Origin of the sequence: Bradyrhizobium sp. 147 (assembly GCF_023073935.1) — a bacterium.
GTDB lineage: Bacteria > Pseudomonadota > Alphaproteobacteria > Rhizobiales > Xanthobacteraceae > Bradyrhizobium.
In genome coordinates, this window is the sequence record NZ_JADPKL010000078.1 from 80,899 (window position 1) to 103,676 (window position 22,778).

Annotated in this window: 20 protein-coding genes; 8 read left to right on the forward strand and 12 right to left on the reverse strand. The window is 64.1% G+C overall.

Annotated features, from left to right (window positions below; translation table 11 throughout):
- Positions 1-175 precede the first annotated feature (175 nt).
- Together IVA87_RS18775 and IVA87_RS18780 are read left to right on the forward strand one after the other, a co-directional pair.
- Positions 176-1,114 (forward strand): helix-turn-helix domain-containing protein, encoded by a 939-nt coding sequence (locus tag IVA87_RS18775; protein ID WP_247334539.1) that lies wholly within the window; start codon positions 176-178, stop codon positions 1,112-1,114.
- Positions 1,115-1,320: 206 nt separating this feature from the next.
- Entirely contained in the window at positions 1,321-2,745 is a 1,425-nt protein-coding gene (locus tag IVA87_RS18780) for a serine hydrolase (RefSeq protein WP_247334540.1), read from the forward strand.
- Positions 2,746-2,947: 202 nt separating this feature from the next.
- Here the strand turns inward: IVA87_RS18780 and IVA87_RS18785 are convergent, their stop codons facing one another.
- The gene (locus IVA87_RS18785; protein ID WP_247303803.1) at positions 2,948-4,318 is read right to left on the reverse strand and encodes an MmgE/PrpD family protein; all 1,371 of its coding nucleotides are present in this window, start codon (positions 4,316-4,318) and stop codon (positions 2,948-2,950) included.
- 122 nt (positions 4,319-4,440) lie between these two features.
- On the opposite strand from IVA87_RS18785, the gene IVA87_RS18790 reads away from it, so the two are divergent.
- Complete coding sequence (locus tag IVA87_RS18790) at positions 4,441-5,556, forward strand: FUSC family protein (RefSeq protein WP_247303801.1); 1,116 nt, start codon at positions 4,441-4,443, stop codon at positions 5,554-5,556.
- A gap of 68 nt (positions 5,557-5,624) precedes the next feature.
- Positions 5,625-6,056, forward strand: coding sequence for a VOC family protein (locus IVA87_RS18795; protein ID WP_247334541.1), 432 nt, complete (start codon positions 5,625-5,627; stop codon positions 6,054-6,056).
- A 34-nt stretch (positions 6,057-6,090) separates the two neighbouring features.
- Here IVA87_RS18795 and IVA87_RS18800 read toward each other — a convergent pair whose 3' ends face one another.
- Entirely contained in the window at positions 6,091-7,032 is a 942-nt protein-coding gene (locus IVA87_RS18800; RefSeq protein WP_247303797.1) for a LysR family transcriptional regulator, read from the reverse strand.
- A 116-nt stretch (positions 7,033-7,148) separates the two neighbouring features.
- Here IVA87_RS18800 and IVA87_RS18805 point away from each other — a divergent pair, with 116 nt between their 5' ends.
- Positions 7,149-8,138 carry a tripartite tricarboxylate transporter substrate-binding protein gene (locus tag IVA87_RS18805; RefSeq protein WP_247303794.1) on the forward strand — a complete coding sequence of 330 codons (990 nt, stop codon included), beginning with the start codon at positions 7,149-7,151 and terminating at the stop codon, positions 8,136-8,138.
- A 5-nt stretch (positions 8,139-8,143) separates the two neighbouring features.
- Complete coding sequence (locus IVA87_RS18810) at positions 8,144-8,734, forward strand: protocatechuate 3,4-dioxygenase (RefSeq protein WP_247303792.1); 591 nt, start codon at positions 8,144-8,146, stop codon at positions 8,732-8,734.
- Between the two features lie 12 nt (positions 8,735-8,746).
- On the opposite strand, the gene IVA87_RS18815 is transcribed toward IVA87_RS18810, so the two are convergent.
- From IVA87_RS18815 to rpsT, 10 genes are all read right to left on the reverse strand, one after another.
- The gene (locus IVA87_RS18815; protein ID WP_247334542.1) at positions 8,747-9,235 is read right to left on the reverse strand and encodes a DUF2867 domain-containing protein; all 489 of its coding nucleotides are present in this window, start codon (positions 9,233-9,235) and stop codon (positions 8,747-8,749) included.
- Positions 9,232-10,623, reverse strand: a complete 1,392-nt coding sequence (locus IVA87_RS18820) for an MATE family efflux transporter (RefSeq protein ID WP_247303787.1) — start codon at positions 10,621-10,623, stop codon at positions 9,232-9,234. Before IVA87_RS18820 ends, IVA87_RS18815 begins: the two co-directional genes overlap by 4 nt.
- Before the next feature lie 207 nt (positions 10,624-10,830).
- Complete coding sequence (gene murA, locus IVA87_RS18825; protein WP_247303785.1) at positions 10,831-12,126, reverse strand: UDP-N-acetylglucosamine 1-carboxyvinyltransferase; 1,296 nt, start codon at positions 12,124-12,126, stop codon at positions 10,831-10,833.
- A gap of 119 nt (positions 12,127-12,245) precedes the next feature.
- Positions 12,246-12,368, reverse strand: a complete 123-nt coding sequence (locus IVA87_RS35155; protein ID WP_256466489.1) for a hypothetical protein — start codon at positions 12,366-12,368, stop codon at positions 12,246-12,248.
- A gap of 123 nt (positions 12,369-12,491) precedes the next feature.
- A complete protein-coding gene (gene gyrB, locus IVA87_RS18830; protein ID WP_247303784.1) occupies positions 12,492-14,927 on the reverse strand; it encodes a DNA topoisomerase (ATP-hydrolyzing) subunit B in 2,436 nt (811 codons plus the stop codon).
- Positions 14,928-15,146: 219 nt separating this feature from the next.
- Positions 15,147-16,295: a DNA replication/repair protein RecF gene (gene recF, locus IVA87_RS18835; protein ID WP_247303782.1), complete on the reverse strand. Its 1,149-nt coding sequence runs from the start codon at positions 16,293-16,295 to the stop codon at positions 15,147-15,149.
- Positions 16,296-16,384: 89 nt separating this feature from the next.
- Positions 16,385-16,750 (reverse strand): DUF559 domain-containing protein, encoded by a 366-nt coding sequence (locus IVA87_RS18840; RefSeq protein WP_247303781.1) that lies wholly within the window; start codon positions 16,748-16,750, stop codon positions 16,385-16,387.
- Positions 16,751-16,874: 124 nt separating this feature from the next.
- On the reverse strand, positions 16,875-17,993 hold the full coding sequence (gene dnaN, locus IVA87_RS18845) for a DNA polymerase III subunit beta (RefSeq protein WP_247303780.1): 1,119 nt from the start codon (positions 17,991-17,993) through the stop codon (positions 16,875-16,877).
- A gap of 247 nt (positions 17,994-18,240) precedes the next feature.
- Positions 18,241-19,650 (reverse strand): chromosomal replication initiator protein DnaA, encoded by a 1,410-nt coding sequence (dnaA, locus tag IVA87_RS18850; RefSeq protein ID WP_247282031.1) that lies wholly within the window; start codon positions 19,648-19,650, stop codon positions 18,241-18,243.
- Positions 19,651-20,894: 1,244 nt separating this feature from the next.
- Positions 20,895-21,161, reverse strand: coding sequence for a 30S ribosomal protein S20 (gene rpsT, locus IVA87_RS18855; protein WP_247303779.1), 267 nt, complete (start codon positions 21,159-21,161; stop codon positions 20,895-20,897).
- Between the two features lie 401 nt (positions 21,162-21,562).
- Here rpsT and IVA87_RS18860 point away from each other — a divergent pair, with 401 nt between their 5' ends.
- Positions 21,563-21,880 (forward strand): hypothetical protein, encoded by a 318-nt coding sequence (locus IVA87_RS18860; RefSeq protein ID WP_008540289.1) that lies wholly within the window; start codon positions 21,563-21,565, stop codon positions 21,878-21,880.
- A gap of 125 nt (positions 21,881-22,005) precedes the next feature.
- Positions 22,006-22,662, forward strand: coding sequence for a peptide-methionine (S)-S-oxide reductase MsrA (msrA, locus tag IVA87_RS18865; RefSeq protein ID WP_247303778.1), 657 nt, complete (start codon positions 22,006-22,008; stop codon positions 22,660-22,662).
- Positions 22,663-22,778: the final 116 nt, after the last annotated feature.

The following is a 22,778-nucleotide window of genomic DNA, read 5'->3' on the forward strand; positions in this document are numbered from 1 at the left end:
TAGCACGATTTCGCATCGCCGTCGCGTCAGAGCCTGCTGCCATGCCCCGCGAAGGCGGGGCATCCAGTGCGCTGCAGCCTTTCGGTTGAATCGCAACCGTCTCGGAGTACTGGATCGGCCGGTCCCGTCTCCGCAACGCTGCGCCGGGCCCACAGCAATGCTCGGCCGGCGAAGCTTGAGCGAAGACGGCAAGCCGGACGAGCTGGAGCGCGAGAAGAACGTCATCGTGCAGGCCTGGCATCTGCCGCTGATCGCATTGTCGACGGGCAACATCGTGGTGTTTTGGCTGTTCACGCGCGCGCTGTTCGACGACGAGTTTCGCCTGCGCTGGTGGCACGGATTGATCTGGGGACTGGTGACCGCGTTCAGCCTCGTCAACTGTCTCTGGATCGCGCGGAGCGGAAACGTCCGGCCTGCTGTGACCATCGTCAATCTGATCGTGCTCGGTTTCATTGCGCTCGCGGTGGTGCAGACGATCAAGTCGTGGTCGGCCGATCTGGTCGAGCGTCGTCGCCGCGTTCGCGTCTTCATCGTCTGCGCGGCCGCGCTCTGTGGCGGGGTGCACGCGCTGCTCCAGATTGGCGTGGCCGGCACCGAGATTGGCGATATCGCCAAGATGATCAATGCGGGCGTGCTCGCCTGCATCGTTGCGGCCATCGCCTGTGCGATGATGCGCGTCGATGGCGCCGACCTGTTTCCGATTGCCGCTGAAACAGCGCGGCCTATTGTTTTGAGCCAACCCCCAGCGGCAGAGGACGCCGCCGACCAGAAGCTCACCGACGCCCTGATGCGGCTAATGGCGGACGAGCGGATCTATCGCCAGGAGAACATCACTATCGGCGCGCTGGCGAACCGGCTGAAGATTCCCGAATACCGGCTGCGCCGGCTGATCAACCAGCGGCTCGGCTACCGCAACTTCAATGTGTTCCTGAATAATCACCGGATCGAGGGTGCCAAGGCCGCGCTCGCCGATCCCGCCCAGGCCGAGGTCCCCGTCATCACCATCGCCATGGATGCCGGCTTCCAGTCACTCGGTCCCTTCAACCGCGCCTTCAAGGCGGTGACCGGCATGACCCCGACGGAATATCGGCGGCTCAAGGCCAGCCCGGCGTGATGGGCTCTTCGCTTCTCCCCGCAAGCAGCGCGAGGGGACTGAGCGCCGTTGCCGCGGCATTCCCTATAGTTCTGAAATAGCTCACTTATTTCAAAATCGGCCAGGCCATGCGCAATTCCGGCGAGGCCGTTTTCCAAATCCGGCGAGCAGTCCTCCCACGCCTCCTGCTTCGTCTCCGGCACACGCCCCAAAGCCGGAGACAGCCCGTGACCCGTCGCCGCAAGATCGTCCTCCTCACCGCCATCGCCTGTGCCGGCCTCGCGCTCGGTGTCGCGCGCGCCGGCGACGTGCCGAAGGTTGCCACCGGCTTTGTCGCCGGCATCCTGTGTTCGGAGACCTTCGTCTCCGGTCTCGATCCGCGGCGCACCTTCACCGAAACCAACGATGCGATGCCCGGGACCGGCCTGATCAGCTGGGCGATGGACTACCGGATCGATCGCGTGCGCAAGGACGTTACGGTGACACTGTTTGGCCTCGGCCGCAGCCATGCCGTCTATCGCGAGCGGCTCGGCTGCACGCTCGCGCATGGCGAGCCGCTTGCCGAAGTCATACCGCCGCCGGACGACAGGCAGCCCGCGCTGCTTTCAGAGATCGCCGGCCCCGCGATCGTGCCGCCGCAAAGTCCCGAGCTTGCTGCCGCGCTCGACCGCGCCTTTGCCGAGCCGGTGCAGCCGCCCTATCGCCGCACCCGCGCAGTCGTCGTGGTGAAGGCGGGCCGCGTCATCGCCGAGCGTTACGCCGACGGTATCGGACCGGAGACGCCGCTGCTCGGCTTCTCCATGACCAAATCGGTGATATCGGCGCTCACGGGCGTACTGGTGCGCCAGGGCAAGCTGAAGCTCGACGTGCCTGCGCCGGTCGTCGCCTGGAACGATCCGGATGATCCGCGCCATGCCATCAGCGTCGATCAATTGCTGCGCCACACCGCAGGGCTCGCGCTCGGCAGTTCGTTGCAGACCTCGCTCGGCTCCGCGTTCGAGCCGGTCAACCGCATGAAGTTCGTCGAAGCCGACATGGCGGCCTATGCCGCCAGCATGCCGCTGGCAACCACGCCGGGCGCGGCGTGGAATTATCACGACGGCAACACCATCATGCTCTCGCATCTGATCCGCAATGCGGCCGGTGGAACTCCCGCAGATGCACTGCGCTTCGCGCGCCGCGAATTGTTCGCCCCGCTCGGCATGCGCCATGTCACGCTCCAGCTCGACGGTGCCGGCACGATCGAGGGCTCGAGCGAGATGCTGGCATCGGCGCGGGATTGGGCGCACTTCGGCCAGCTCTATCTCAATGACGGCATCGCCGGCGGCAAGCGCATCCTGCCCGAGGGCTGGGTGAGCTATTCGTCCTCGCCCACGCCGAAGGCCTGGGTCGGCATCGGCGCCGGCTTCTGGACCAACCTGGGCGACAGTTTTGGCGCGAAGTTTCGCATCGCGCGCGGCTGGCCGCGCGATGCCTTCTTCGCCAAGGGTACGATGGGACAGTACACCATCGTGATCCCCTCGGAGCGGCTGGTGATCGTGCGGCTGGGACGTTCGCCGAACTGGCCGCCTGAAGCGGACGGCGTGTTCGATCTCGTGCGCGACGTCGTGGAAGCAACGCGCGAGAAGGGGAAGGTAACCGGGATGAATTGATGAAAGCAGAGCGAAGTGCCGCCTTTTCTTCCTTCTCCCCTTGTGGGAGAAGGTGGCGCGAAGCGCCGGATGAGGGGTCTGCATCGGCGAGTTCAACTGCTGAAGAGTTTGCGGAAGCAGACCCCTCACCCGTCTCGCCGCTATCGCGGCGAGCCACCCTCTCCCGTAAGGGAAGTAGGGTGCAGCGTTCGTGTGCGAGAGCTTACGACCTTCCCAGCTCCGTGGCCTTCGCCACGCGGTCGAACCGCTCCAGCGTCATGATCGCATCCGCAAACTTCTGCGCCCGCGCGTTCAGCACGGGCCGCGCCAGCGTCAAAAACTTCTGCTGCATCGCCTGCGTGTCCGGAAACGAATTCGGTTCGCCCGACGGGTCGGCATAGAGCCGCTCATGCACGCCATCGTCCGTCGTGATGCTGACGCGGGCGCCGAACGGATGGGTGCGGCCGATTTCGAGCCGGTCGTCCTGCACGACGTCGAACTTGTCGGCGAGCGCGTCGATGGCGGCATCGCCCAGGCGGCTGTAATCGTCCCAACCAAATGAGCCCTGGTCCAGCGCGAGCGCGCCGGTGAAGAACATCGAGAACTGACCGCCGACGATCGAGGTCGGATGCCGCTTGGTTGCGGCATCGCCGGTCAGCGTGATGCCGTTGCGATGCAGGCCGATCTCGACGCGCTTGACCTGGTCCGGCGTCAGATTGTGCTCGCGCCGCATCGCGATCAGCGCGTCGATCGCGGCATGGGTGTAGCGGCAGCTCGGATAGGGTTTGACGCCGATCTTCATGGTCTCGTAGCTCTTGCCGAGCGCGGCGACCGCCTTGTCCGGATGCGCGTCGTCAGTGTAGCCGGCGAGCAGGCCGTGCTTGCCCTCGACCGATTCCGTCGCGCCGACGAAATCGTTGCGCGCCAGTGTCGCGGCGATAACCCCGTTCATTGCGGCAGCGCCGACCTGGTAGCGCTTGTTCCAGGCGCCGTTGACCAGGAATTGCAGCGATCCGGCGGCCTGGCTGCCGGAGACGCCGAAGGCGGCGATGATCTGTTGCTCGGAGAGGCCGAACAGTTTTGCGGCGGCCGCGGCCGCACCATAGGTGCCGGCGGTCGCAGTCGGATGAAAGCCGCGCGCATAATGCGAGGTCGGATCGAGCGCATTGCCGAGCCGGCAGCAGACCTCATAGCCCGCGACGATCGCCGTCAGCACGTCGCGGCCCGACGCGCCAACCATCTCGCCGACCGCGAAGGCGGCCGGCACCACCGGAGCGCTCGGATGCAGCGAGGAATCGGCGTGGGTGTCGTCGAAATCGAGCGAATGTCCTAACGCGCCGTTGAGCAGGGCCGCCACCGCCGGCGTCCAGGTCTTGCTGTCGCCGAATACGGTGGCCTCGCCCTTGGTGTCGAGCGCGAGGGCTTCTAGCGTCTTCAGCATCGACGGGGTCGATTCCGCCTCGCTGCGGGCGCGGATGGCGCTGCCGAGGAAGTCCAGCGTCAGCACTTTGGCGCGATCCAGCACCTCCGCCGGAATATCCTGGTATTTCAGATTGAAGATATAGGCGGCGAGCGTTGCGGTTTCGTGGGCCATCGTGTTTCCTCGTTTTGGCCGGCAAGTTAGGCGGGCTGATTTCGCCTTTCAAGCGGCCATGCGGGGGCGGGCATCAGCCATGCTTTTGCCTGGCTCAAGAGGATTGGACCGGGACGTTGACGATGACACGCGCAAGAGAGCTGTTCGACCGGATCCGGTCACGACGGACGCAATTGGGGCTGGCGATCCGGGTCACCGTGGCGGCGGTCGCGGCCTATGCCATCGCCACCGCGCTGCATCTGCTCTTGCCGCTCTGGGCAGTGCTAACCTCACTGATCGTGACGCAGATGAGCGTCGGCCGCTCGCTGAAGGCGACGCGCGACTACATGCTCGGTACCATCGGCGGCGCCATCTATGGCGGCGCCATCGCGATCCTGATCCCGTACTCCAGCGAAGCGGGCCTGTTGGGGCTTCTGGTGCTCTCGGTCGCCCCGCTCGCCTTCATCGCCGCGATCAATCCGAGCCTCAGCGCCGCGACGGTCACGGCCGTGATCGTGCTTCTGGTTCCGACCATGCATCACTCCGATCCCATGACCTCGGCGATCGATCGCGTCAGCGAGGTCGCGGTCGGCGCCATCACGGGGCTGCTCGTTTCGTTCCTGGTGCTGCCGTCGCGCGCGGTGCGGCAGATCCGCGCCAGCGCAGCAAAACTGCTCGAGCTGATCGCCGATGCCTTTACCGAGCTGCTCGCGGGCCTCACGCGCGGGCGCGACAACGATGCCCTGCACCGGATCCAGGACGGCATCGGCGCTGCCATGGTCAGCCTCAACGCCATTGGCGCCGAAGCCGAGCGCGAGCGCGCCGCGCGTCTGTCGAGCGGGCCGGACACCGGTCCCTTGCTGCGAACCATCCTGCGGTTACGGCATGACGTCGTGATGATCGGCCGCGCCACCGTGGTGCCGCTGCCGGCCGAAGTGCAGATGCGGCTCGCCGCCCCGCTGATGGAGGTCTCGACGGTGATCGCGCGTTTCCTGCGCTCGGCCGCCGCCGCCTTGCGCGAGGGCGCCGGTGCGCCGCCGATCCATCCCGTCCACGTCGCGCTCCAGCACTACGCGGAGGCCGTCGCCGCCGTTCGCCACGACGGCCTGATCCGCGGCCAGCCCAGCGATACCGCCGAGCGCTTCTTCGCGCTCGGGTTCTCGCTGGAGCAGATGCACCAGAACCTTTGCGATCTCGACCGCGTTGTCGGCGAATGGTCGGAGGCTGCGGCCGACAAGCCGGCGCGGTTGGCGGAATGAGTTAGGGTATGTCCTCGTAGCGTGGGCCTCCGGCAGCAAAAGCGAATACGTTCAGCTACGAACCATGCTTGCAGGACAGGAAGAAAAAGGAAGGAGAGAGCATGTTAGGGAACGCAAAGGTAGCAACCCGGCTTCCGGCCAAAGACCTAAACCGCGCGCGGGCGTTCTACTCCGAGAAACTCGGGCTCGAGCCGGTTGAAGAGCGTGTGGGCGGGCTGCGCTATGTCTGCGCGGGAGGCGAGTTTGCGATATTCATCTCAGCCGGAATGCAATCCGGCACACACACACAGATGGGCTGGGAAGTCGAGAACATCGAGGCAACGGTACGCGAGCTTCGCACGCGCGGGGTCGAATTCGAGGAGTACGATCTGCCCGGCCTGAAGACGGTTGATGGGATCGCGGAGATTGCCGGGAATTATCCCAGCAAAGGAATAGGAGAGCGGGGTGCGTGGTTTCGCGACAGCGAAGGTAACCTCCTGGGTATCGGTCAGCCGACGTGAACTCGACGGACGATTGCATCGCATAACGACGCGCTCAAGTCTTTCCAACAAGCGACGTCGTGACATCTCGTGCGCAGCGTACAAATGCGCTGACGGCCGGGCTGAGCGTCCGGCCTTTCAAGACCACGATTTCCGCCGAAATTCGCGGCCCCGTGTCTTTCATCGGCAAAATTCTCAGGGCAGCTCGATGTGCACTTAGTGCCGCGACGGATTTCGGAAGAATTCCAACAAAGTCACCGCTGGCGATTAGCGACACCGTCAGCTGAATGGCTATCGTCATCACCAGCGGCTTCGGCGGTGCAAGCCCATTCGCCTGAAAGACCGCTGCGACGAGCGCGCCCGGCGCGCTGTCATAGGAGGGCAGAACCCAATTCGATGTCATGATGTCCTTGAGGGTCGTCCGCCGGTTTTGCGCGAATCCGCTGTTTGCGCCCACGACAAAGACAAAAGGCTCTTCGAAAAGAGCCTCGGAATGGAAGCCTTCCCGCACTCCTGTCGCCCTCGTAATCAGCAGATCTATCCTACGCTCGCGCAACTGTTGGATCTGATGCTCTCCGGGATTTGCGAGGTTCACCTCCAATTGCACGCCGGGATATTGCTTCGAAAATCTCCGGACGATCGGCGGCACCAGGCTGTTCAGGATGATGTCGGTGCACCCCAATCTGACCTGGCCGATAGTCGGATCGGATAGATATTCCAGGGAACGGAGACCCTGCTGCATCTCATCGAATATATTGATGCCGCATCGAAGCAGAACTTCGCCATGCGGTGTCAGCTCGGTCCCTTGCGATCCGCGGTCCAGCAATCGGACGCCGAGGGTACCTTCGAGATCCGATACCGTCTTTGAGATCGCCGGGTGCGAGATCCCGAGTTTGGCCGCTGCTTTTGCCATGCTGCCGCTGTCGGCGATCGCCATCAAGATGCGGAGGTCACGCAATTTGATCAGGCTGGCGACGCGGTCGGGCCGGTGGTGCATGCGAGGCAAGGCCTTAACCGAGAGGTTACAGGGATGTCGTGAGATTTAGCCTACCAGATAAGGGGCTCATCGACCAGAGTGGGCGGGTACACGACACGAGGTCGACGGAGGTCCCGATGACGACGCGACGGACGGCCATATCGCTGGCCTGCGGTAGTGCTCTTGCTTCGGTGTTTGCGGGCTTACCGTTTTCAGCGCGGGCGCAAACCAGCCACAATGTGGCACGTTTGCTGGTCGGATTTGGCGCGGGCGGCGCCATCGACGTGATCGCGCGTATGCTTGCCGGCGGAATGAAGGATTATCCAGCTTCATTCATCGTCGACAATCGCAACGGCGCGGGCGGTCGTGTCGCGCTTGGCGCTCTCAAGACCGGTCCGGCCGACGGCACGTCGATGATCCTGACACCGGCGTCCGCCATCACAGTATTTCCCCATGTCTACAAGAAGCTCTCCTACGACGCCTTCAAGGACTTCGCTCCGGTCAGTACGGTTTGCTCATTTCCCTTCTTGATCACCGCAGGACCATTGGTGCCCTCCGACGTGAGGTCGCTTGCGGATTTCGTCCGGTGGTGCAGGACCAATCCGAATTTGGCGACTTATGGCACGGCTGCAGCGGGTTCGATGCTGCATTTTACCGGCGTGAGCCTGGCCAAGGCAGGCGATTTTCAATTTGTGCATCTGCCTTATGCCGGACCAGCCGGTATTCAGGACCTCATAGGAGGCCGCATTGCCGCGACGATCTATCCTATCGGTACGGCGTTGCCGCACGTGCAATCCGGCGCTATTCGGGCGCTAGCCACAACGGGGCTTCAGCGATCACCCCTGCTTCCCGATCTGCCGACGGTTCGGGAAGCCGGATATCCTGGTCTGGAAGCGACCGAATGGTTCGGCGTATTTGTCCCGGCGAGCACTCCGCCCGAGACCGTGAGCCGCCTCAACGGCGCTATCCGCATGGCAGTCAATACTGAGGCGTTTCGGACGGGCCTGGCTAAACTCGCCGTCGATGCGATGGCCCTCACGCCGGAGGATTTTGCGCAGCTGATCAGGTTGGATTTCGAGCGCTGGGGACCCATTGTCCAGACTTCCGGGTTTTCACCGGAGGATTGAAGCTCATGACCACGCCGCCGGACTTGCCCGCCAATCGCATCGCGAGGCACCGAACGCCGGACCAGATATTAGGTCCATACTTCCCGCTTGGACGCCGTCATGTCGAACGCTGCGACCTGACCGCAATCGAAGGAGCGAACGGGATCGCGCAAGGGGAAATCATCGAAGTGGCCGGCCGCATCCTCAATCGCGAGGGTGAGCCTGTCTCCGGCGCGAGCGTGACGATCTGGCAAGCCAACACCTTTGGCCGCTATACCCATCCTGACGACACCAACCCAGCCCCGCTGGATCCGAATTTCGTCGGCAATGCCGACGTTCGGTCGGGCGCGGATGGAAGCTATCGCATCAAGACAGTGAAACCGGGTGCCTATCCCGCAGGTCCGGACTGGAAGCGTCCGCCGCACATTCATTTTGAAGTTCACGGGCAATTTGAACGGCTCATCACTCAAATGTATTTCCCCGACGAGCTCTTGAACGCGAGTGACCGGCTGCTCAATGCCGCACTCCGTCCTGATCTGCTGATCGCGTCCGTTTCTTCGCAGGATCAAAGTCGTCATCGCGTGTTCAGGTTCGATATCGTGCTTTCGCGAGGGTAAACCCTTATCCCCTCATCGAGCCGGCTCCACGATGCATCCCATCATGCTGCGCGCCACGAGCTTGTGGAATGGCTTGATGAGGGTGAGATAGGTCCGGCCGAATCGATTGTGCGTCTGCACCAGTGTGGTCAATGTTACGTGCCGGCTTGCGGCATCGCCGCTGACGTCGACGACGATGCGGAAGTTCAAGTGAGAATCGTCAAAGCCCGCGATCAGCCGCTCCGGTGTTTCGCTCCGCACTGGAAACAGGCCGATCATCCCGCCCGGCGCCGGAGCGCCTTCGCCCGATGTTTTCAGCACGAACGGCGTCACCAGGATGTTGCGCAGGCGAATCAGCACACCGATCCAGCGCGGCCCGTGCAGCACCATCCGGATGCAGGCCTCACGGGCATTCACGGTCGCAGCGCCGATCTCGACGCGAAACGCGTCGACGAACTGCGCGCCTGACAGCAGCGTGCCGGCATCGACATTGGGGGTGACTTCGCGGACTGTCCCGATCATCCCGCCAATCTGCGCGTCAGCGTGCGGAAGCGCAAGATCAGGAGACCGGCATAGACGAAGGTCCCGACCGAGAACCCGATCCAGACGCCGACTGCGCCAAGGGCGGCGTTGAAAGCCAGCAGCCAGGCGATCGGGAAGGCGACGCACCAATAGCCGATCACCGCGAACAGCAGCGTCATCCGGGTGTCGTTGATGCCGCGCAGCGCGCCGCCCATGATGGTCTGGAGGCCGTCGGCGATGAAGAAGGTCGCGCCGACCACCAGCAGTGTCGCCGTCAGCTCGACGGTTGCCGCGCTTGTCTCGCTGCTGCCGAAGAACAGCCGTCCGAGCTGGTAGCGGCCGAGGATGATGGCGACCGTCAGCGCGGAGATCAGGACGATTCCGAGCACGGCCGCGACCAGCCCTGCGCGGTTCACCGCGAGCGGGTCGTGGCGACCGAAGGCGTGGCCGACCCGCACGGTGGCGGCCATGCCGATGCCGAGCGGCACCATGAACAGCACGGCGGTGACCTGGAGCGCGATCTGATGCGCGGCGAGCGCGGTGGTCGAGATCAGTCCCATCAGCAGCGCCGCCGAGGAGAACAGGCCGTATTCCATCAGCAGCGCGAACGAGATCGGCGCGCCGATCGCGATGAGCTGGCGCATCAAGGGCCAGTCGATCCGCCACAGTCGGGCGAGCGGGTGATAGTCTGCGAACGGTTTTCGCCATGCGGCAATGGCGAGCGCGGCGAGGAAGGTGCCGAGATTGACCAGCGTGGTCGCAAGCCCCGCGCCGAACAGCCCGAGCTTTGGCAGGCCGAACAGACCGTGGATCAGGACGTAGACCAGCGCGGCATTGGCGGGAATCGCGGCGAGCGTGATCCACAGCGGCGCCTGCGGCCGGTTCACCGCGCTCATCATGCTGCGCAGCGCGATGAAGCCGAGCGCCGGCGCAATGCCCCAGGCCAATCCGTTGAGGTAGCGCTGCGCCAGCGCGGCCGAATCCGGCGCTTGCCCGAGCGCGAGCAGGATGTGCTCGCCATAAAGCGGCGAGGCCATCATCGGCAGCGAGATCAGCAGCGCGACCCACAGCCCAACGCGCAAGGAGCGGCGTATCAGCCTGACGTCGCCGGCGCCAAACGCCTGCGCGGCGAGCGGCGACACCGCCGACATCAATCCGAGCCCGAAGGTGAAGCTGACGAAATAGACCGTATGCGCCAGCGCCGCCGCGGCCACCGCGTCCTCGCCGAGCCGGCCGATCATCGCCAGATCGGTCGTGATCATCGCGATCTGCCCGAGCTGGGTCAGCATCAGCGGAACAGCCAACCGCAACGTCTCGGCGAATTCCACGGCGAGATGATTTGACGGCACGCCGGCTTGCGGCTGCGAATGATGGACGGTGTCGAGCATGGCCGTCCTTAGCACAGCCACACGTCGAAAACATGGCCTGCGTTTTTCCCCTCTCCACTTGTGGGAGAGGGTGGCTCGCCGCGATAGCGGCGAGACGGGTGAGGGGTCTCTCTCCGCGAATTCAAATCAGAGTTTAGTTCACCGATAGAACCCCTCATCCGGCGCTTCGCGCCACCTTCTCCGACAAGGGGAGAAGGGAAGAAAAAATCACCCCTTCCTCTCCGGCACGCGCTTGATCTTGGCGCCGAGCGCGTTCAGGCGTTCCTCGATGCGCTCGTAGCCGCGCTCGATCTGGTCGGCGTTGTTGATGGTGGAGGTGCCCTCTGCGCAGACGGCCGCGAGCAGCATGGCCATGCCGGCGCGGATGTCGGGCGAGATCATCGATGCGCCGCGCAGACGGCTAGGACCGGCGATGATGGCGCGGTGCGGATCGCACAGAACGATGCGCGCGCCCATCGCGATCAGCTTGTCGACGAAGAACATCCGCGATTCGAACATCTTCTCGAACATCAGGATCACGCCCTCGCATTGCGTGGCGGTGACGATCGCGATCGACATTAGATCGGCCGGGAAGGCCGGCCAGGGCTGGTCCTCCAGCTTGGGCACGTGGCCGCCGAAATCGTCCTGGATCTTCAGCGTCTGGTTCGAGGGCACGATGAGGTCGTCGCCCTCGACGCGGCAGAGGATGCCGAGCCGCTCAAACCCCATGCGGATCGAGCGCAGATGCTCGACGCCGGCACGGGTGATGCGTAAGGATGAACGCGTCACCGCCGCAAGCCCGATGAGCGAGCCGACCTCGATATGGTCGGGCTGGATCCTGTAGGTCGCACCGCCCAGCGTGGCCTGACCGTGCACGATCATGGTATTGGTGCCAATGCCCTCGATCTTCGCGCCGAGCGCGACCAGGAAGTTGGCGAGGTCCTGCACATGCGGCTCGGACGCGGCATTACGCAAATAGGTGACGCCGTCGGCGGAGACCGCCGCGACCAGCGCGTTCTCGGTCGCGGTGACGCTCGGCTCATCCAAAAATACGTCCGCACCGGCGAGCTTTGGCGCGCGGAATTCGAGCCGGTCGGTTGCGGTCACCTTGGCACCGAGCTGTTGCAGCGCCAGCACATGGGTGTCGAGCCGGCGCCGGCCGATGACGTCGCCGCCGGGCGGCGGCAGCATCACTTCGCCGCAGCGGGCGAGCAGAGGACCTGCGAGCAGGATCGAGGCGCGGATGCGCACGCACAGCTCCGGGTCGAGATCGGCGGCACGGATGCTCTTGGCGTGGATGTGCAGCGTATTCCGCTCGGTCCACTCCGCCGCGGCACCGACCGAGCGGACCAGCTCGACCAGTGTCTCGGTGTCGCGGATCCGCGGCACGTTCTGAAGCGTCACCGGTTGCTCGGTGAGCAGCGCGGCCGCGATGATCGGCAGCGCCGAGTTCTTGTTCCCGGACGGCTCGATCGAGCCCGAGAGCCGGTGACCGCCCTCGACGATGTATTGGATGGGCGCCAAATGGGGTCTCGCTGTCTTGTTGGTGGGGGGCGGTTTTCGAGCCGGAAACTACAGCGAATTGAGTGCGGGAGCAATTGCGCTTGCTGCCGCTGACGTCCGTCCGTCAGCCCCCGAAAGGCTCAAAGCAGGCCGATGATATTGCCGACCAGATAGAGAATTGCGATCAGGATCAGCGCACCGATCATGACGAAGGAGATCTCGATCGCAATGGCGCCGGTGCCGAGAATGGCCGCACCGGCCAACGGTTCATGCCACTTCGTCGCGATGGCAGGTGGGCAGGTTCACCTTTCCGCCGGGGAGAGGTGTGCCCGCACCGAGCGCCAAGGAGAGGTGTGCCCGCACCGAGCGCCAAAGCGCAGCACGCCTCAGATATCGATCGTCGCGCTGAGCGAATGTTCCTGGATAAAGTCGCGGCGCGGCTCGACCACGTCGCCCATCAGCTTGGTGAAGATGTCGTCGGCCTCGTCGACCTCCTTGACCTTCACCTGGAGCAGCGAGCGCCCGTCGGTGTTCAGCGTCGTTTCCCAGAGCTGTTCCGGGTTCATCTCGCCGAGGCCTTTGTAGCGCTGGAGCGTGATGCCCTTGCGGCCGGCGTCGGTGACGGCCTCGAACAGATCGACCGGACCGTAGACCATGTGCTCGACATCTCTGCGCCGCAGCTTGCCTGGGCGGGCATAAACATCTTGAAGCTTTACCGTGTACTCGTCGAGCTTGCGGGCCTCGGCGGACCCCAGGAAGGCGTCGTCGATCACAGCGGCTTCCTTGACGCCGCGCACCGTGCGCTCGAACTGAAAGCCCTGGCCCTCGACATATTGCCCGACCCAGCCGCGCTCGACCTCCTCGGCCTGGTTGTCCAGCCGGCCCGCAATGTATTGCGCCGCAGCCGCGGCCTTCTCGGGATCGCCGTAGATCGCCTTGTTCAGCACGCCGGTAATGGCGGCCTGCTCGATGACCTTGCGGTTGTAGCGGCTGTGCAGGTTGCGCAAAATGCTGCGGACCACGCGGGCGTCGTCGACCAGCGAGCGCAGGTCGCGGCCCGTACGGTCGCCGCCGGTTCCGGGAACGAAGACGCAATCATCGAGGCCGGTGTCGATCAGATAATCCTCCAGCGCGCGTTCGTCCTTCAGATATTGCTCGGACTTGCCTCTGGAGACCTTATAGAGCGGCGGCTGGGCGATGTAGAGATAGCCGCCGTCAATGATGTCGCGCATCTGGCGATAGAAAAAGGTGAGCAGCAGCGTGCGGATGTGGGCGCCGTCGACGTCGGCGTCCGTCATCACGATGATCTTGTGATAGCGCAGCTTCTCGATCGAGAACTCGTCGCTGACGCCGGTGCCCAGCGCGGTGATCAGCGTGCCGATCTGCTCCGACGACAGCATCTTATCGGGACGGACGCGCTCGACGTTGAGGATCTTGCCGCGCAGCGGCAGCACCGCCTGGAATTCGCGGTTGCGGCCCTGCTTGGCGCTGCCGCCTGCCGAGTCACCCTCGACGATGAAGAGTTCGGATTTGGCCGGGTCCTTTTCCTGGCAGTCGGCGAGCTTGCCGGGCAGCGAGGAGACCGACAGCGGGCTCTTGCGGGTCAGCTCGCGCGCCTTTCGCGCAGCCTCGCGGGCCGCGGCCGCCTGGATCACCTTGCCGACGATCACCTTGGCTTCGCTCGGGTGCTCCTCGAACCAGGCCTGGAGCGCCTCGTTGAGGATGTTCTCGACCACGGGACGCACCTCCGAGGACACCAGCTTGTCCTTGGTCTGCGACGAGAATTTCGGGTCGGGCACCTTCACCGATAGCACGGCGGTGAGGCCTTCGCGGCAATCGTCCCCGGTCAGCGCGATCTTTTCCTTCTTGGCGTTGGCCTCGGCATAGCCGTTGACCTGGCGCGTCAGCGCGCCGCGGAAACCGGCCAGATGGGTGCCGCCGTCACGCTGCGGGATGTTGTTGGTGAAGCACAGCACATTCTCGTGGTAGCTGTCGTTCCACCACAGCGCGGCCTCGACGCCGATGCCGTTGGCTTCCGCGCGCACCATGATCGGCGCCGGCACGATCGCCTTCTTGTTGCGGTCGAGATATTTGACGAACTCCTCGACGCCGCCGGAATAGTGCATCTCCTCGCGCTTCTCGACCGCGTGGCGCATGTCGGAGAGGGCGATGTTGACGCCGGAATTGAGGAAGGCGAGCTCGCGCAGCCGGTGCTCGAGCGTGGCGAAATCATATTCGATGTTCTTGAACGTCTCGGTCGAGGCGAGGAACGTCACCTCGGTGCCGCGCTTGCCTGGGGCATCGCCGACGACCTTGAGCGGTGCGACGGCATCGCCATGGGCGAACTCGATGTAGTGCTCCTTGTTGTCGCGCCAGATCCGCAAGCCCAGCTTGCTGGACAGCGCGTTGACGACGGAGACGCCGACGCCGTGCAGGCCGCCGGAGACCTTGTAGGAATTCTGGTCGAACTTTCCGCCGGCATGGAGCTGGGTCATGATGACCTCGGCCGCCGAGATGCCTTCGCCCTTGTGGATGTCAACCGGAATGCCGCGGCCGTCGTCGCGCACCGTGACGGAATTATCGGCATTGAGGATGACGTCGACGCGCGTCGCGTGGCCCGCGAGTGCCTCGTCGATCGCGTTGTCGACGACCTCGTAGACCATGTGGTGCAGGCCCGAGCCGTCGTCGGTGTCGCCGATATACATGCCCGGGCGCTTGCGGACGGCGTCGAGACCCTTGAGCACGCGGATCGATTCCGCGCCGTAATCGCTCGCGTTGGAGAGCTCGTTTTCGGCAGCGGACTGCCGAGCAGGTTCTGTCATGAGAGGCCTTCGAGATGTCGCCCGAATCAGCGGCGCAAAAGGCGCTGATTTGCGGGCTATTTGTGCCATGAAAGAGGGTTTGCGCCTAGCGCAAAGTATGCTGTCGCAACCCTTTGAGCAGATAGGGTTTTTCGACCGATTTTCAAGGCTCGTGAGAGCCGATTCCAAGCCTCAAAAAAAGCGCGATTCGGGGAGGCGTTTACGGGCCCGGAAGGGCGTTCAATGCCGCTTTTGGCTTCGGGCAGAGACTCGTCCGTTTTCGACGTCAAAGACTTCGCCGCTGGCGCCGATCTCGGCGAAGGCAGCGGGGTCCGCGCCGGTCAGCCAGACCTGCGCGCCGAGCTTTTTCAGCTCCTCGAACAGCGCCGCGCGCCGGTTCGGATCGAGATGCGCGACGACTTCGTCGAGCAGCAGCAGCGGCGCGATGCCAGTCATCTCGGCAACCAGACTCGCATGCGCCAGCACGAGACCGATCAGCAGTGCTTTCTGCTCGCCGGTCGAGGCGTCGCGCGCCGGCATGCTCTTGGGCGCATAGACCACCTGGAGGTCGGTGAGATGCGGGCCGTCGGTGGTGCGGCCGGCGATGGCATCGCGCGGACGGTTATCGCGCAGGATCTGGCGGTAGCGGTCCTCGACCGACGTCGCGGTCTCGCTAAGCAGCGCGTTCTCCATCCAGCCGTCGAGCGCGATGTGCGCCGACGGGAAGGCGGAGGCCTGCGCGCGCGCATTGAGCATGCCGGTCAGCCGTGCCGCGGTCTGTCCGCGCATTGCGGCGACCGCGACCGCAAGCTCGGCGGTCTCGCGCTCGATCGCGTCACACCAATGGTCGTCGTAATTGCGCGTCTCGAGCAGGCGGTTGCGCGAACGCAAGGAACGCTCCAGCGCCGCGATACGGCTGGAATGGTCGCGGTCGATGGCGAGCACCAGGCGGTCGAAGAAGCGCCGTCGCTCGGAGGCCGCGCCCATGAACAGGCTGTCCATCGCCGGCGTCAGCCACACCATGCGGATGTGGTCGCCGAACGAAGCGGCGGAATTGACCGGCTCGCGGTCGATACGGCAGCGCCGGCTCACGGAGCTGTCGGGCCGCGGCGCATCGATGCCGGTGCCGAGCGTGGCGAGCCCGAGCGCGCCCTCGACCTGCGCCGACACCGCCCAGGAGCCGTCGCCCTGGTTGTCGGCGACATCTTCCAGCCTCGCCCGGCGCAGGCCGCGCCCCGGCGACAGGAACGAGATCGCCTCGATGCAATTGGTCTTGCCCGCCCCGTTCGGCCCGACCAGCGCCACCATGTCAGCCGCCGTCTCGAGCCCCGCCGCCCGGTAATTGCGAAAATGCGTCAGCGTCAGGCGATGAATGCGGGAGGGGGTCATCAGTTCTTCGTCGTGAACGGGATTCTTCCCCTCTCCCCTTGTGGGAGAGGGTGGCGCCTCACGTAGTGAGGCGACGGGTGAGGGGTATGTTACCGCCCGGCAAGCTTTGCAAGGATGTCCTCCAATACAGAGGCGGGCTGCTGTAGCACGTCATTATTCCAATAGCGCGCTATAGAGAAACCTTCCGCGGAGAGCGCGGCTTCACGAGCTGCATCGCGTTGCGATTCAACGTGCTGGCTTCCGTCGATCTCGATCACAAGACGCTTCTCGAAGCAGACGAAGTCGAGAATGTAATTCTTGAACGGGACTTGCCGGCGAAACTTGAAGTCCGACAGGCGTCGCTCCCTGAGCAGCCGCCACATCGCGCCTTCCGCATCGGTCGGCTCGCGCCGCATATTCTTCGCAAACGCGCGGAGATGTTTGGGGACCGGCCGATGGGACGGCTCTTGCGGCACTAACCCCTCACCCGACCGAATGTATATCTGCCAGCGGAGCTGCCCTCTCCCACAAGGGGAGAGGGCGCAATAATGCGCGTCGCGCCTGGCTCACGAAGGATTTCGGGGCCGAGAGCCACCTCCCTCACACCCGCATCGGCATCAGCACGTACAGCGCGCTCTTGTCGTCGCGGTCTTGCACCAGGGTGGGCGAGCCGGGGTCGGCGAGCCGGAGCGTTGCGACGTCGCCTTCGATCTGGGCGGCGATATCGAGCAGGTAGCGGGAGTTGAAGCCGATATCGAGGGCATCGGAGGCGTATTCGACCTCCAGCTCCTCGGTCGCGCTGCCGGAATCCGGATTGGTCACCGACAGCACCAGCTTGCCCGCCGACAGCGAAAGTTTTACCGCTCGCCCGCGCTCGCTCGAAATCGTCGAGACACGGTCGACCGCGTTCTCAAAATCCTTCTTGTCGACGACGAGCTCCTTGTCGTTGCCTTGCGGGATGACGCGGCCGTAGTCGGGGAAGGTGCCGTCGATCAGCTTCGAGGTCAGCACCACGTTGCCGATGGTGAAGCGGATCTTGGCCTGTGACAGCTCGATCGTCATCTCCGCCTCGGTGTCCTCGATCAGGCGCTGCACCTCGCCGACGGTCTTGCGCGGCACGATCACGCCGGGCATGCCCTCGGCACCCTTGGGCTGAACCAGGTCGAGCTGGGCGAGGCGATGGCCGTCGGTGGCGACGCCGCGCAGGGTCGCGGCCTTAGGCGTGCCGGCCGCATGCAGATAGATGCCGTTGAGATAGTAGCGCGTCTCTTCCGTCGAGATCGCGAACTGGGTGCGGTCGATCAGCCGCTTGACGTCCTTGGCGGCGAGCGAGAACGAGTGCGACATGTCGCCGGCGGCGAGATCCGGAAAGTCGTTCTCCGGCAGGGTCTGCAGCGTGAAGCGCGAGCGGCCGGCGCGGATCGCCAGCACCGCACGGTCGCCGTCGGCCTCCAGCACGATCTGCGAGCCGTCCGGCAGCTTGCGCACGATGTCGTAGAACATGTGCGCCGGCACGGTGGTGGAGCCCGCGGTTGCGGTCTCCGCCGGCAGCGTCTCGGTCACCTCGAGGTCGAGGTCGGTCGCCTTCAGCGACAATTTCGCGCTCTCGGCGCGAACCAGCACGTTGCCGAGGATCGGGATCGTGTTGCGGCGCTCGACCACGCGATGGACATGGCCCAGCGACTTCAGGAGTTGCGCGCGTTCAACCGTAACCTTCATTGCACTACTCGCCCGATCCCCAAGATGAGAAGGCCGGGCGGCGGGACGCGCGCCACGGCACCGAAGACCCCAAAAAGCCGGATCATCCTGCCGATATGACCAAAGCTGTCAGGGTCGCGCAAGGTGGCGCGGATGGCCTCCGGATTCAAGGGATCGGAGGCAGTTCCCCCACGATTTACCGCCCAGAACGAAGGCCGCCGCCCAGGCCTGGCCGGGGCGGCGGGAGCATGGCGGGAGCTCTAGGCGTTTATTCCTGAAGCTGGCGCTTCAGCGATTCCACTTCCTCGGACAGCGCGGTGTCCTTGGAAACCAGCGCCTCGATCTTGCGCACCGCATGCAGCACCGTGGTGTGATCGCGTCCGCCGAAGCGGCGGCCGATCTCGGGCAGCGAGCGCAGGGTGAGCGTCTTGGCGAGATACATCGCCACCTGGCGCGGGCGGACCACGTTGGCGGTGCGACGCGAGGACAAGAGATCGGAGCGGCTCACGTTATACTGCCGCGCCACCACGCGCTGGATGTCCTCGATCTTGATGCGCTTGGGCTCCTGCGGCCGGACCAGGTCGCGCACCTCGTGCTCGGCCATTTCCAACGTCACCGGCCGGTTGTTGAGTTTCGAATGCGCCAGCAGACGGTTGATCGCGCCTTCGAGGTCGCGGCCGTTGTGTGTGATGGTGCGCGCCAGATAGTGCAGCACCTCCTCGGGCACCTCGAAAGTTGCATGGTGGGCGCGGGCCGCCGCGACACGCGACTTGAGAATGCCGTGCCGCAGCTCCTCGCCGAGCGAGCCCATCTCGACCACGAGGCCGCCGGCGAGCCGCGAGCGGACGCGATCGTCCAGGCTCTCGAGGTCGGACGGCGGACGGTCGGCCGCGATCACGACTTGGCGGCCGGCGTCGATCAGCGCGTTCAGCGTGTGGCAGAACTCGGCCTGGGTCGACTTGCCTTGCAGGAACTGGAGATCGTCGATGACGAGCACGTCGATGCCGCGCAGCGCTTCCTTGAAGGCCAGCGCCGTCTGCGTCTTCAGCGCGGCGACGAAGCCGTACATGAATTTCTCCGCAGTGAGATACAGCACCTTACGCTCGTTGCCGGAATTGCCGGCCCAGGTCACCGCCTGCAGGAGATGCGTCTTGCCGAGGCCGACGCCGGCATGGATGTAGAGTGGGTTGAACATAACGGGGTCGCCGCGGCGTCCTTCGGCGACCTGGCGAGCGGCTGCATGCGCCAGCGTGTTGGAGCGGCCGACGACGAAGCTCGCGAAGGTCAGGCGCGGATCGAGCGGCGAGCCGCCGAGCGCGTCATGATTGGCCGAGACCGGCGCGGTCGCGGTCGAGCGCAGCTCCGGCGCCGGCGTGCGGCGCGCCTCGACCGGGGCGGGCGCCTCCTTCGGCTGCGCCAGCGGGCGCACCGCCGAGCGGACCGTGAGATCGATGCGATGCACTTCCGGCATCTCGGCCTGCCAGCACGACAGCACGCGCTCGGCGTAATGGGCCTGAATCCAGCTCTTCAGGAAGCGAGTCGGGACCGAGAGCCGCACGCTCTCGTCCTGCACGCCTTCCAGATCCATGCGTGCAAACCAGCTCGTGTAAACGTCTTCGCCAACGCTCGAGCGCAGCCGACCCTTCACGCGTGACCAGCGATCCTGTTCCATTGTCATCGTCTGAAAAACTTCTCTTGAGAGATAAGGTTGCGTTGTGAGCGCCATGCAGGGTTCCTGCCGGAATCCCTGGAATGGCACGACCTCAAGCGAGTCCATCGTCAGGCATGGCTCGACCGTCCGGCGAGAACGCCGCGTCCGATCAGCGATGTCAGAGATGAAGGGGGTCGCGAGGTCAGCGCGTACTCTGCGCGCTCTCACACGTGGGAGGCTGGCCGTATGACGGATCGGAGACGGCATCGCCGCAAGATGGACACTGTGTCAATACCGCGTTGAATCCGTAGGACATGATACCTCCCCGTCCCGCCGTGATTGCTCACGACAAGGTCCTGCGTGTGAAAGACAGCCGCACCTGAAAGCCCCAGTCGCGGATGCCCTGCCCGTCTATACTCGTCGTCCGCTCGACGTCGCCGCCTTGCGAGCCGGGGTAGCCTTGCGATGTCTCTCGTGAGCGCTTGGCGCGAGGCGGGAAGATCCCGCTTGGAGACATTCAGACAAAAAACTACCATTCCCATATTGCTATGGGTTTTGCACCGACATCGCTTGTTGAAGCGTCGCCTACGTGCCCATCGCCGCCGATTTGCACGCTCGCCCCGTTTCCTAAACCGCGCTGGTCTCAAGATCGTGGGCGCCGCTGACGACTTAAGGAATACACTAAGCGGAAAGACTCGCAATCGAATTGATTCACACTTGAGGCATCAAAAAACTTGATCTGCGTTAATGGCGCGCCCGAGTTGTTCACAGGCTCCGAAGCAAGTTTTTGGATTCGTGCACAGAATCGAGAACGCCGCGCCTCATGTGACAAATTCTCCGCCACTGCCAATTTTTTTTAACAAATTCGTCACGCCCCTGACGTGCCGGCGATTTTTCCAAACGCTTGCGATCACTATGTCGATAAGTGATTAGCGAGACATCGTTTTTTGAGTCTCGTTTTGCAGGGTAACTCCACGCCGACGTGCGTTCCTGTGAATCTACGGTGTGTAGAACTTTCGTCGCTCGCGGATTCAATTCGGGCCGGCAGCGCAGGGGTTTTTGCAACGCGGTGAAAGTTTCCGCTGTTGCAGAACATCTGCAGGTAGAATTACGGGACGAAGAATAGCGCAGACGATCCAGATCTTCCAATGCGAAGATCGAGCAATGGCGTCACTGCTTGCGTGAATATGAAGCCAACGAAAAAGCCCGGCGCGAGGCCGGGCTTTGTTTGACGTGCTGATCGGGTCGGCCGATCAGATTACGCCGCGCGATTACTTGGCGAGCTTGGCGATCTGCGCGGTGAGGCGCGAGACTTTGCGGCTGGCGTTGTTCTTGTGAATGATGTTGCGCTGGGCGGCACGCATCAAGGCCGGCTCGGCATTCGCCAGCGCCTTCACGGCAGCGGCGCGATCGCCGGTGTTGATGGCTTCCTCAACGGTGCGCACGGCGCCGCGCATCTGAGTGCGGCGCGACTTGTTGACGGCGGTGCGGCGGGCGATCTTGCGCGTCGCTTTCTTGGCGGAAGTGGTATTGGCCATGGTCTCAATGTCCTTTGCGGTACCGGTCGCGTCTTGGTCGGGTAGCGCCGGCTGCTTGACCGCTTAATCGACGCTCGGATTTAGGGTGTTCGGTTGCTGGGCCGTTCCCGGAACATGAGCGACGGCCTTGCGGCCGTCTCTGAGGCTCCAAAGAGTCTTAAGCTCAAGGTGCCTGCAACTGCTCAAAGAACAGCGGCGGCAGGATTGCGCCCACCGCCAGTTAGCGCCCTTATAGAGAGGGTCTTCGGCACCGTCAACGCTTTCGGAGTTGGAAAAGCGGCCGCGAACGGGCTGGAGGCCGGCCGTAAGGCCCTGAACAGGTTGAATTTCTGCCGTCGCCCGGCTATTGGCTGGCGACGTTCTGCAACGCCGTCCGCTCGGACGAGCATCGTAGGTGAGGCATGATCCGCGGCTTTTTTCGACTTATTGGGCTGTTGCTGCTCGCCGGCGGGTTCATTTTCATGGTCTATGACGGCGCCCGCTGGGTGGCCGACCAGACCCTCAAGTTCACCCGGTTCGGGCAGTTCTGGAACGACATCAATCAGGCCAGCCAGACCGCGTTCCGGACCTGGGTCGAGGCCAAGGCGCCCTGGCTCTGGACCTCGGTGATCCGCCTGGTGCTGGATCAGCCGGTGTTCGCCGTCCTCGGCGTTCTCGGCATCCTGCTGATGATCCTGTTCCGCCCCCGGAAACCGCTGATCGGCTATTCCCGGGATTGAGCGCGCGCGGGGGGCGTAACAGAGCTACCTCTCGCTGCGTAGATGCTTATATTCCCCACTGATCGCGAGCTCGCCGCCTGAGCGCCTGTCTCATGGACCGGTCGGCTCGTTGCGGAGACCCAACCATGCTGTTCATGCGCAAGACCACCGCATTGCCGAGCGCAACTGAGGCGCTGCCGGGCCGTGCGCAAGCCATCCCGACTGCGACCACCCATTTCGTCAACGGTGCGAAGCTGCAGCCGCCTTATCCCGCCGGTCTCGAGCAGGCGGTATTCGGCCTCGGCTGCTTCTGGGGCGCCGAGCGCAAGTTCTGGGAGCTCGGCGATGGCGTCCATGTGACTGCCGTCGGCTATGCCGGCGGTCACACGCCGAACCCGACTTATGAAGAGGTCTGTTCGGGCCGCACCGCCCACACTGAAGTGGTGCTGGTCGTGTTCGATCCCAACAAGATCTCCTACGACAGGCTCTTGAAGACGTTCTGGGAGAGCCACAATCCCACGCAGGGCATGCGCCAAGGCAACGATGTCGGCACGCAGTACCGCAGCGCGATCTACACCTTCAGTGACGCGCAGAAGAAGGCCGCCGATGAATCGAGAGCGCTCTATCAGAAGGCGCTTACCGCAAAGGGTCTCGGCGACATCACCACCGAGATCGCGCCCGCCGGCGCATTCTATTTCGCCGAGGACTACCATCAGCAATATCTGGCGAAGAACCCCGCCGGCTATTGCGGCTTAGGGGGCACCGGCGTGTCCTGCCCGATTGGAGTCGGTGTGGGCGCGTAATTGTAAGTGGTCGAACCGTGCTGCGCTTATCCTCCCTTGGAGGGTAGAGCAATCGCGTATACTTCCGGCAATGCCGGAGCGCACGCCTCGTCCTTCGAGACGACCGCTTCGCGGTC

Excerpts from the sequence above, each read along its gene's own strand:
- IVA87_RS18785 (WP_247303803.1), bottom strand. The coding sequence starts at position 4,318 with ATGGCCCACGAAACCGCAACGCTCGCCGCCTATATCTTCAATCTGAAA.
- IVA87_RS18790 (WP_247303801.1), top strand. The coding sequence starts at position 4,441 with ATGACACGCGCAAGAGAGCTGTTCGACCGGATCCGGTCACGACGGACG.
- IVA87_RS18800 (WP_247303797.1), bottom strand. The coding sequence starts at position 7,032 with ATGCACCACCGGCCCGACCGCGTCGCCAGCCTGATCAAATTGCGTGAC.
- IVA87_RS18805 (WP_247303794.1), top strand. The coding sequence starts at position 7,149 with ATGACGACGCGACGGACGGCCATATCGCTGGCCTGCGGTAGTGCTCTT.
- IVA87_RS18810 (WP_247303792.1), top strand. The coding sequence starts at position 8,144 with ATGACCACGCCGCCGGACTTGCCCGCCAATCGCATCGCGAGGCACCGA.
- IVA87_RS18815 (WP_247334542.1), bottom strand. The coding sequence starts at position 9,235 with ATGATCGGGACAGTCCGCGAAGTCACCCCCAATGTCGATGCCGGCACG.
- IVA87_RS18820 (WP_247303787.1), bottom strand. The coding sequence starts at position 10,623 with ATGCTCGACACCGTCCATCATTCGCAGCCGCAAGCCGGCGTGCCGTCA.
- gyrB (WP_247303784.1), bottom strand. The coding sequence starts at position 14,927 with ATGACAGAACCTGCTCGGCAGTCCGCTGCCGAAAACGAGCTCTCCAAC.
- recF (WP_247303782.1), bottom strand. The coding sequence starts at position 16,295 with ATGACCCCCTCCCGCATTCATCGCCTGACGCTGACGCATTTTCGCAAT.
- dnaN (WP_247303780.1), bottom strand. The coding sequence starts at position 17,993 with ATGAAGGTTACGGTTGAACGCGCGCAACTCCTGAAGTCGCTGGGCCAT.
- dnaA (WP_247282031.1), bottom strand. The coding sequence starts at position 19,650 with ATGACAATGGAACAGGATCGCTGGTCACGCGTGAAGGGTCGGCTGCGC.
- rpsT (WP_247303779.1), bottom strand. The coding sequence starts at position 21,161 with ATGGCCAATACCACTTCCGCCAAGAAAGCGACGCGCAAGATCGCCCGC.
- IVA87_RS18860 (WP_008540289.1), top strand. The coding sequence starts at position 21,563 with ATGATCCGCGGCTTTTTTCGACTTATTGGGCTGTTGCTGCTCGCCGGC.
- msrA (WP_247303778.1), top strand. The coding sequence starts at position 22,006 with ATGCTGTTCATGCGCAAGACCACCGCATTGCCGAGCGCAACTGAGGCG.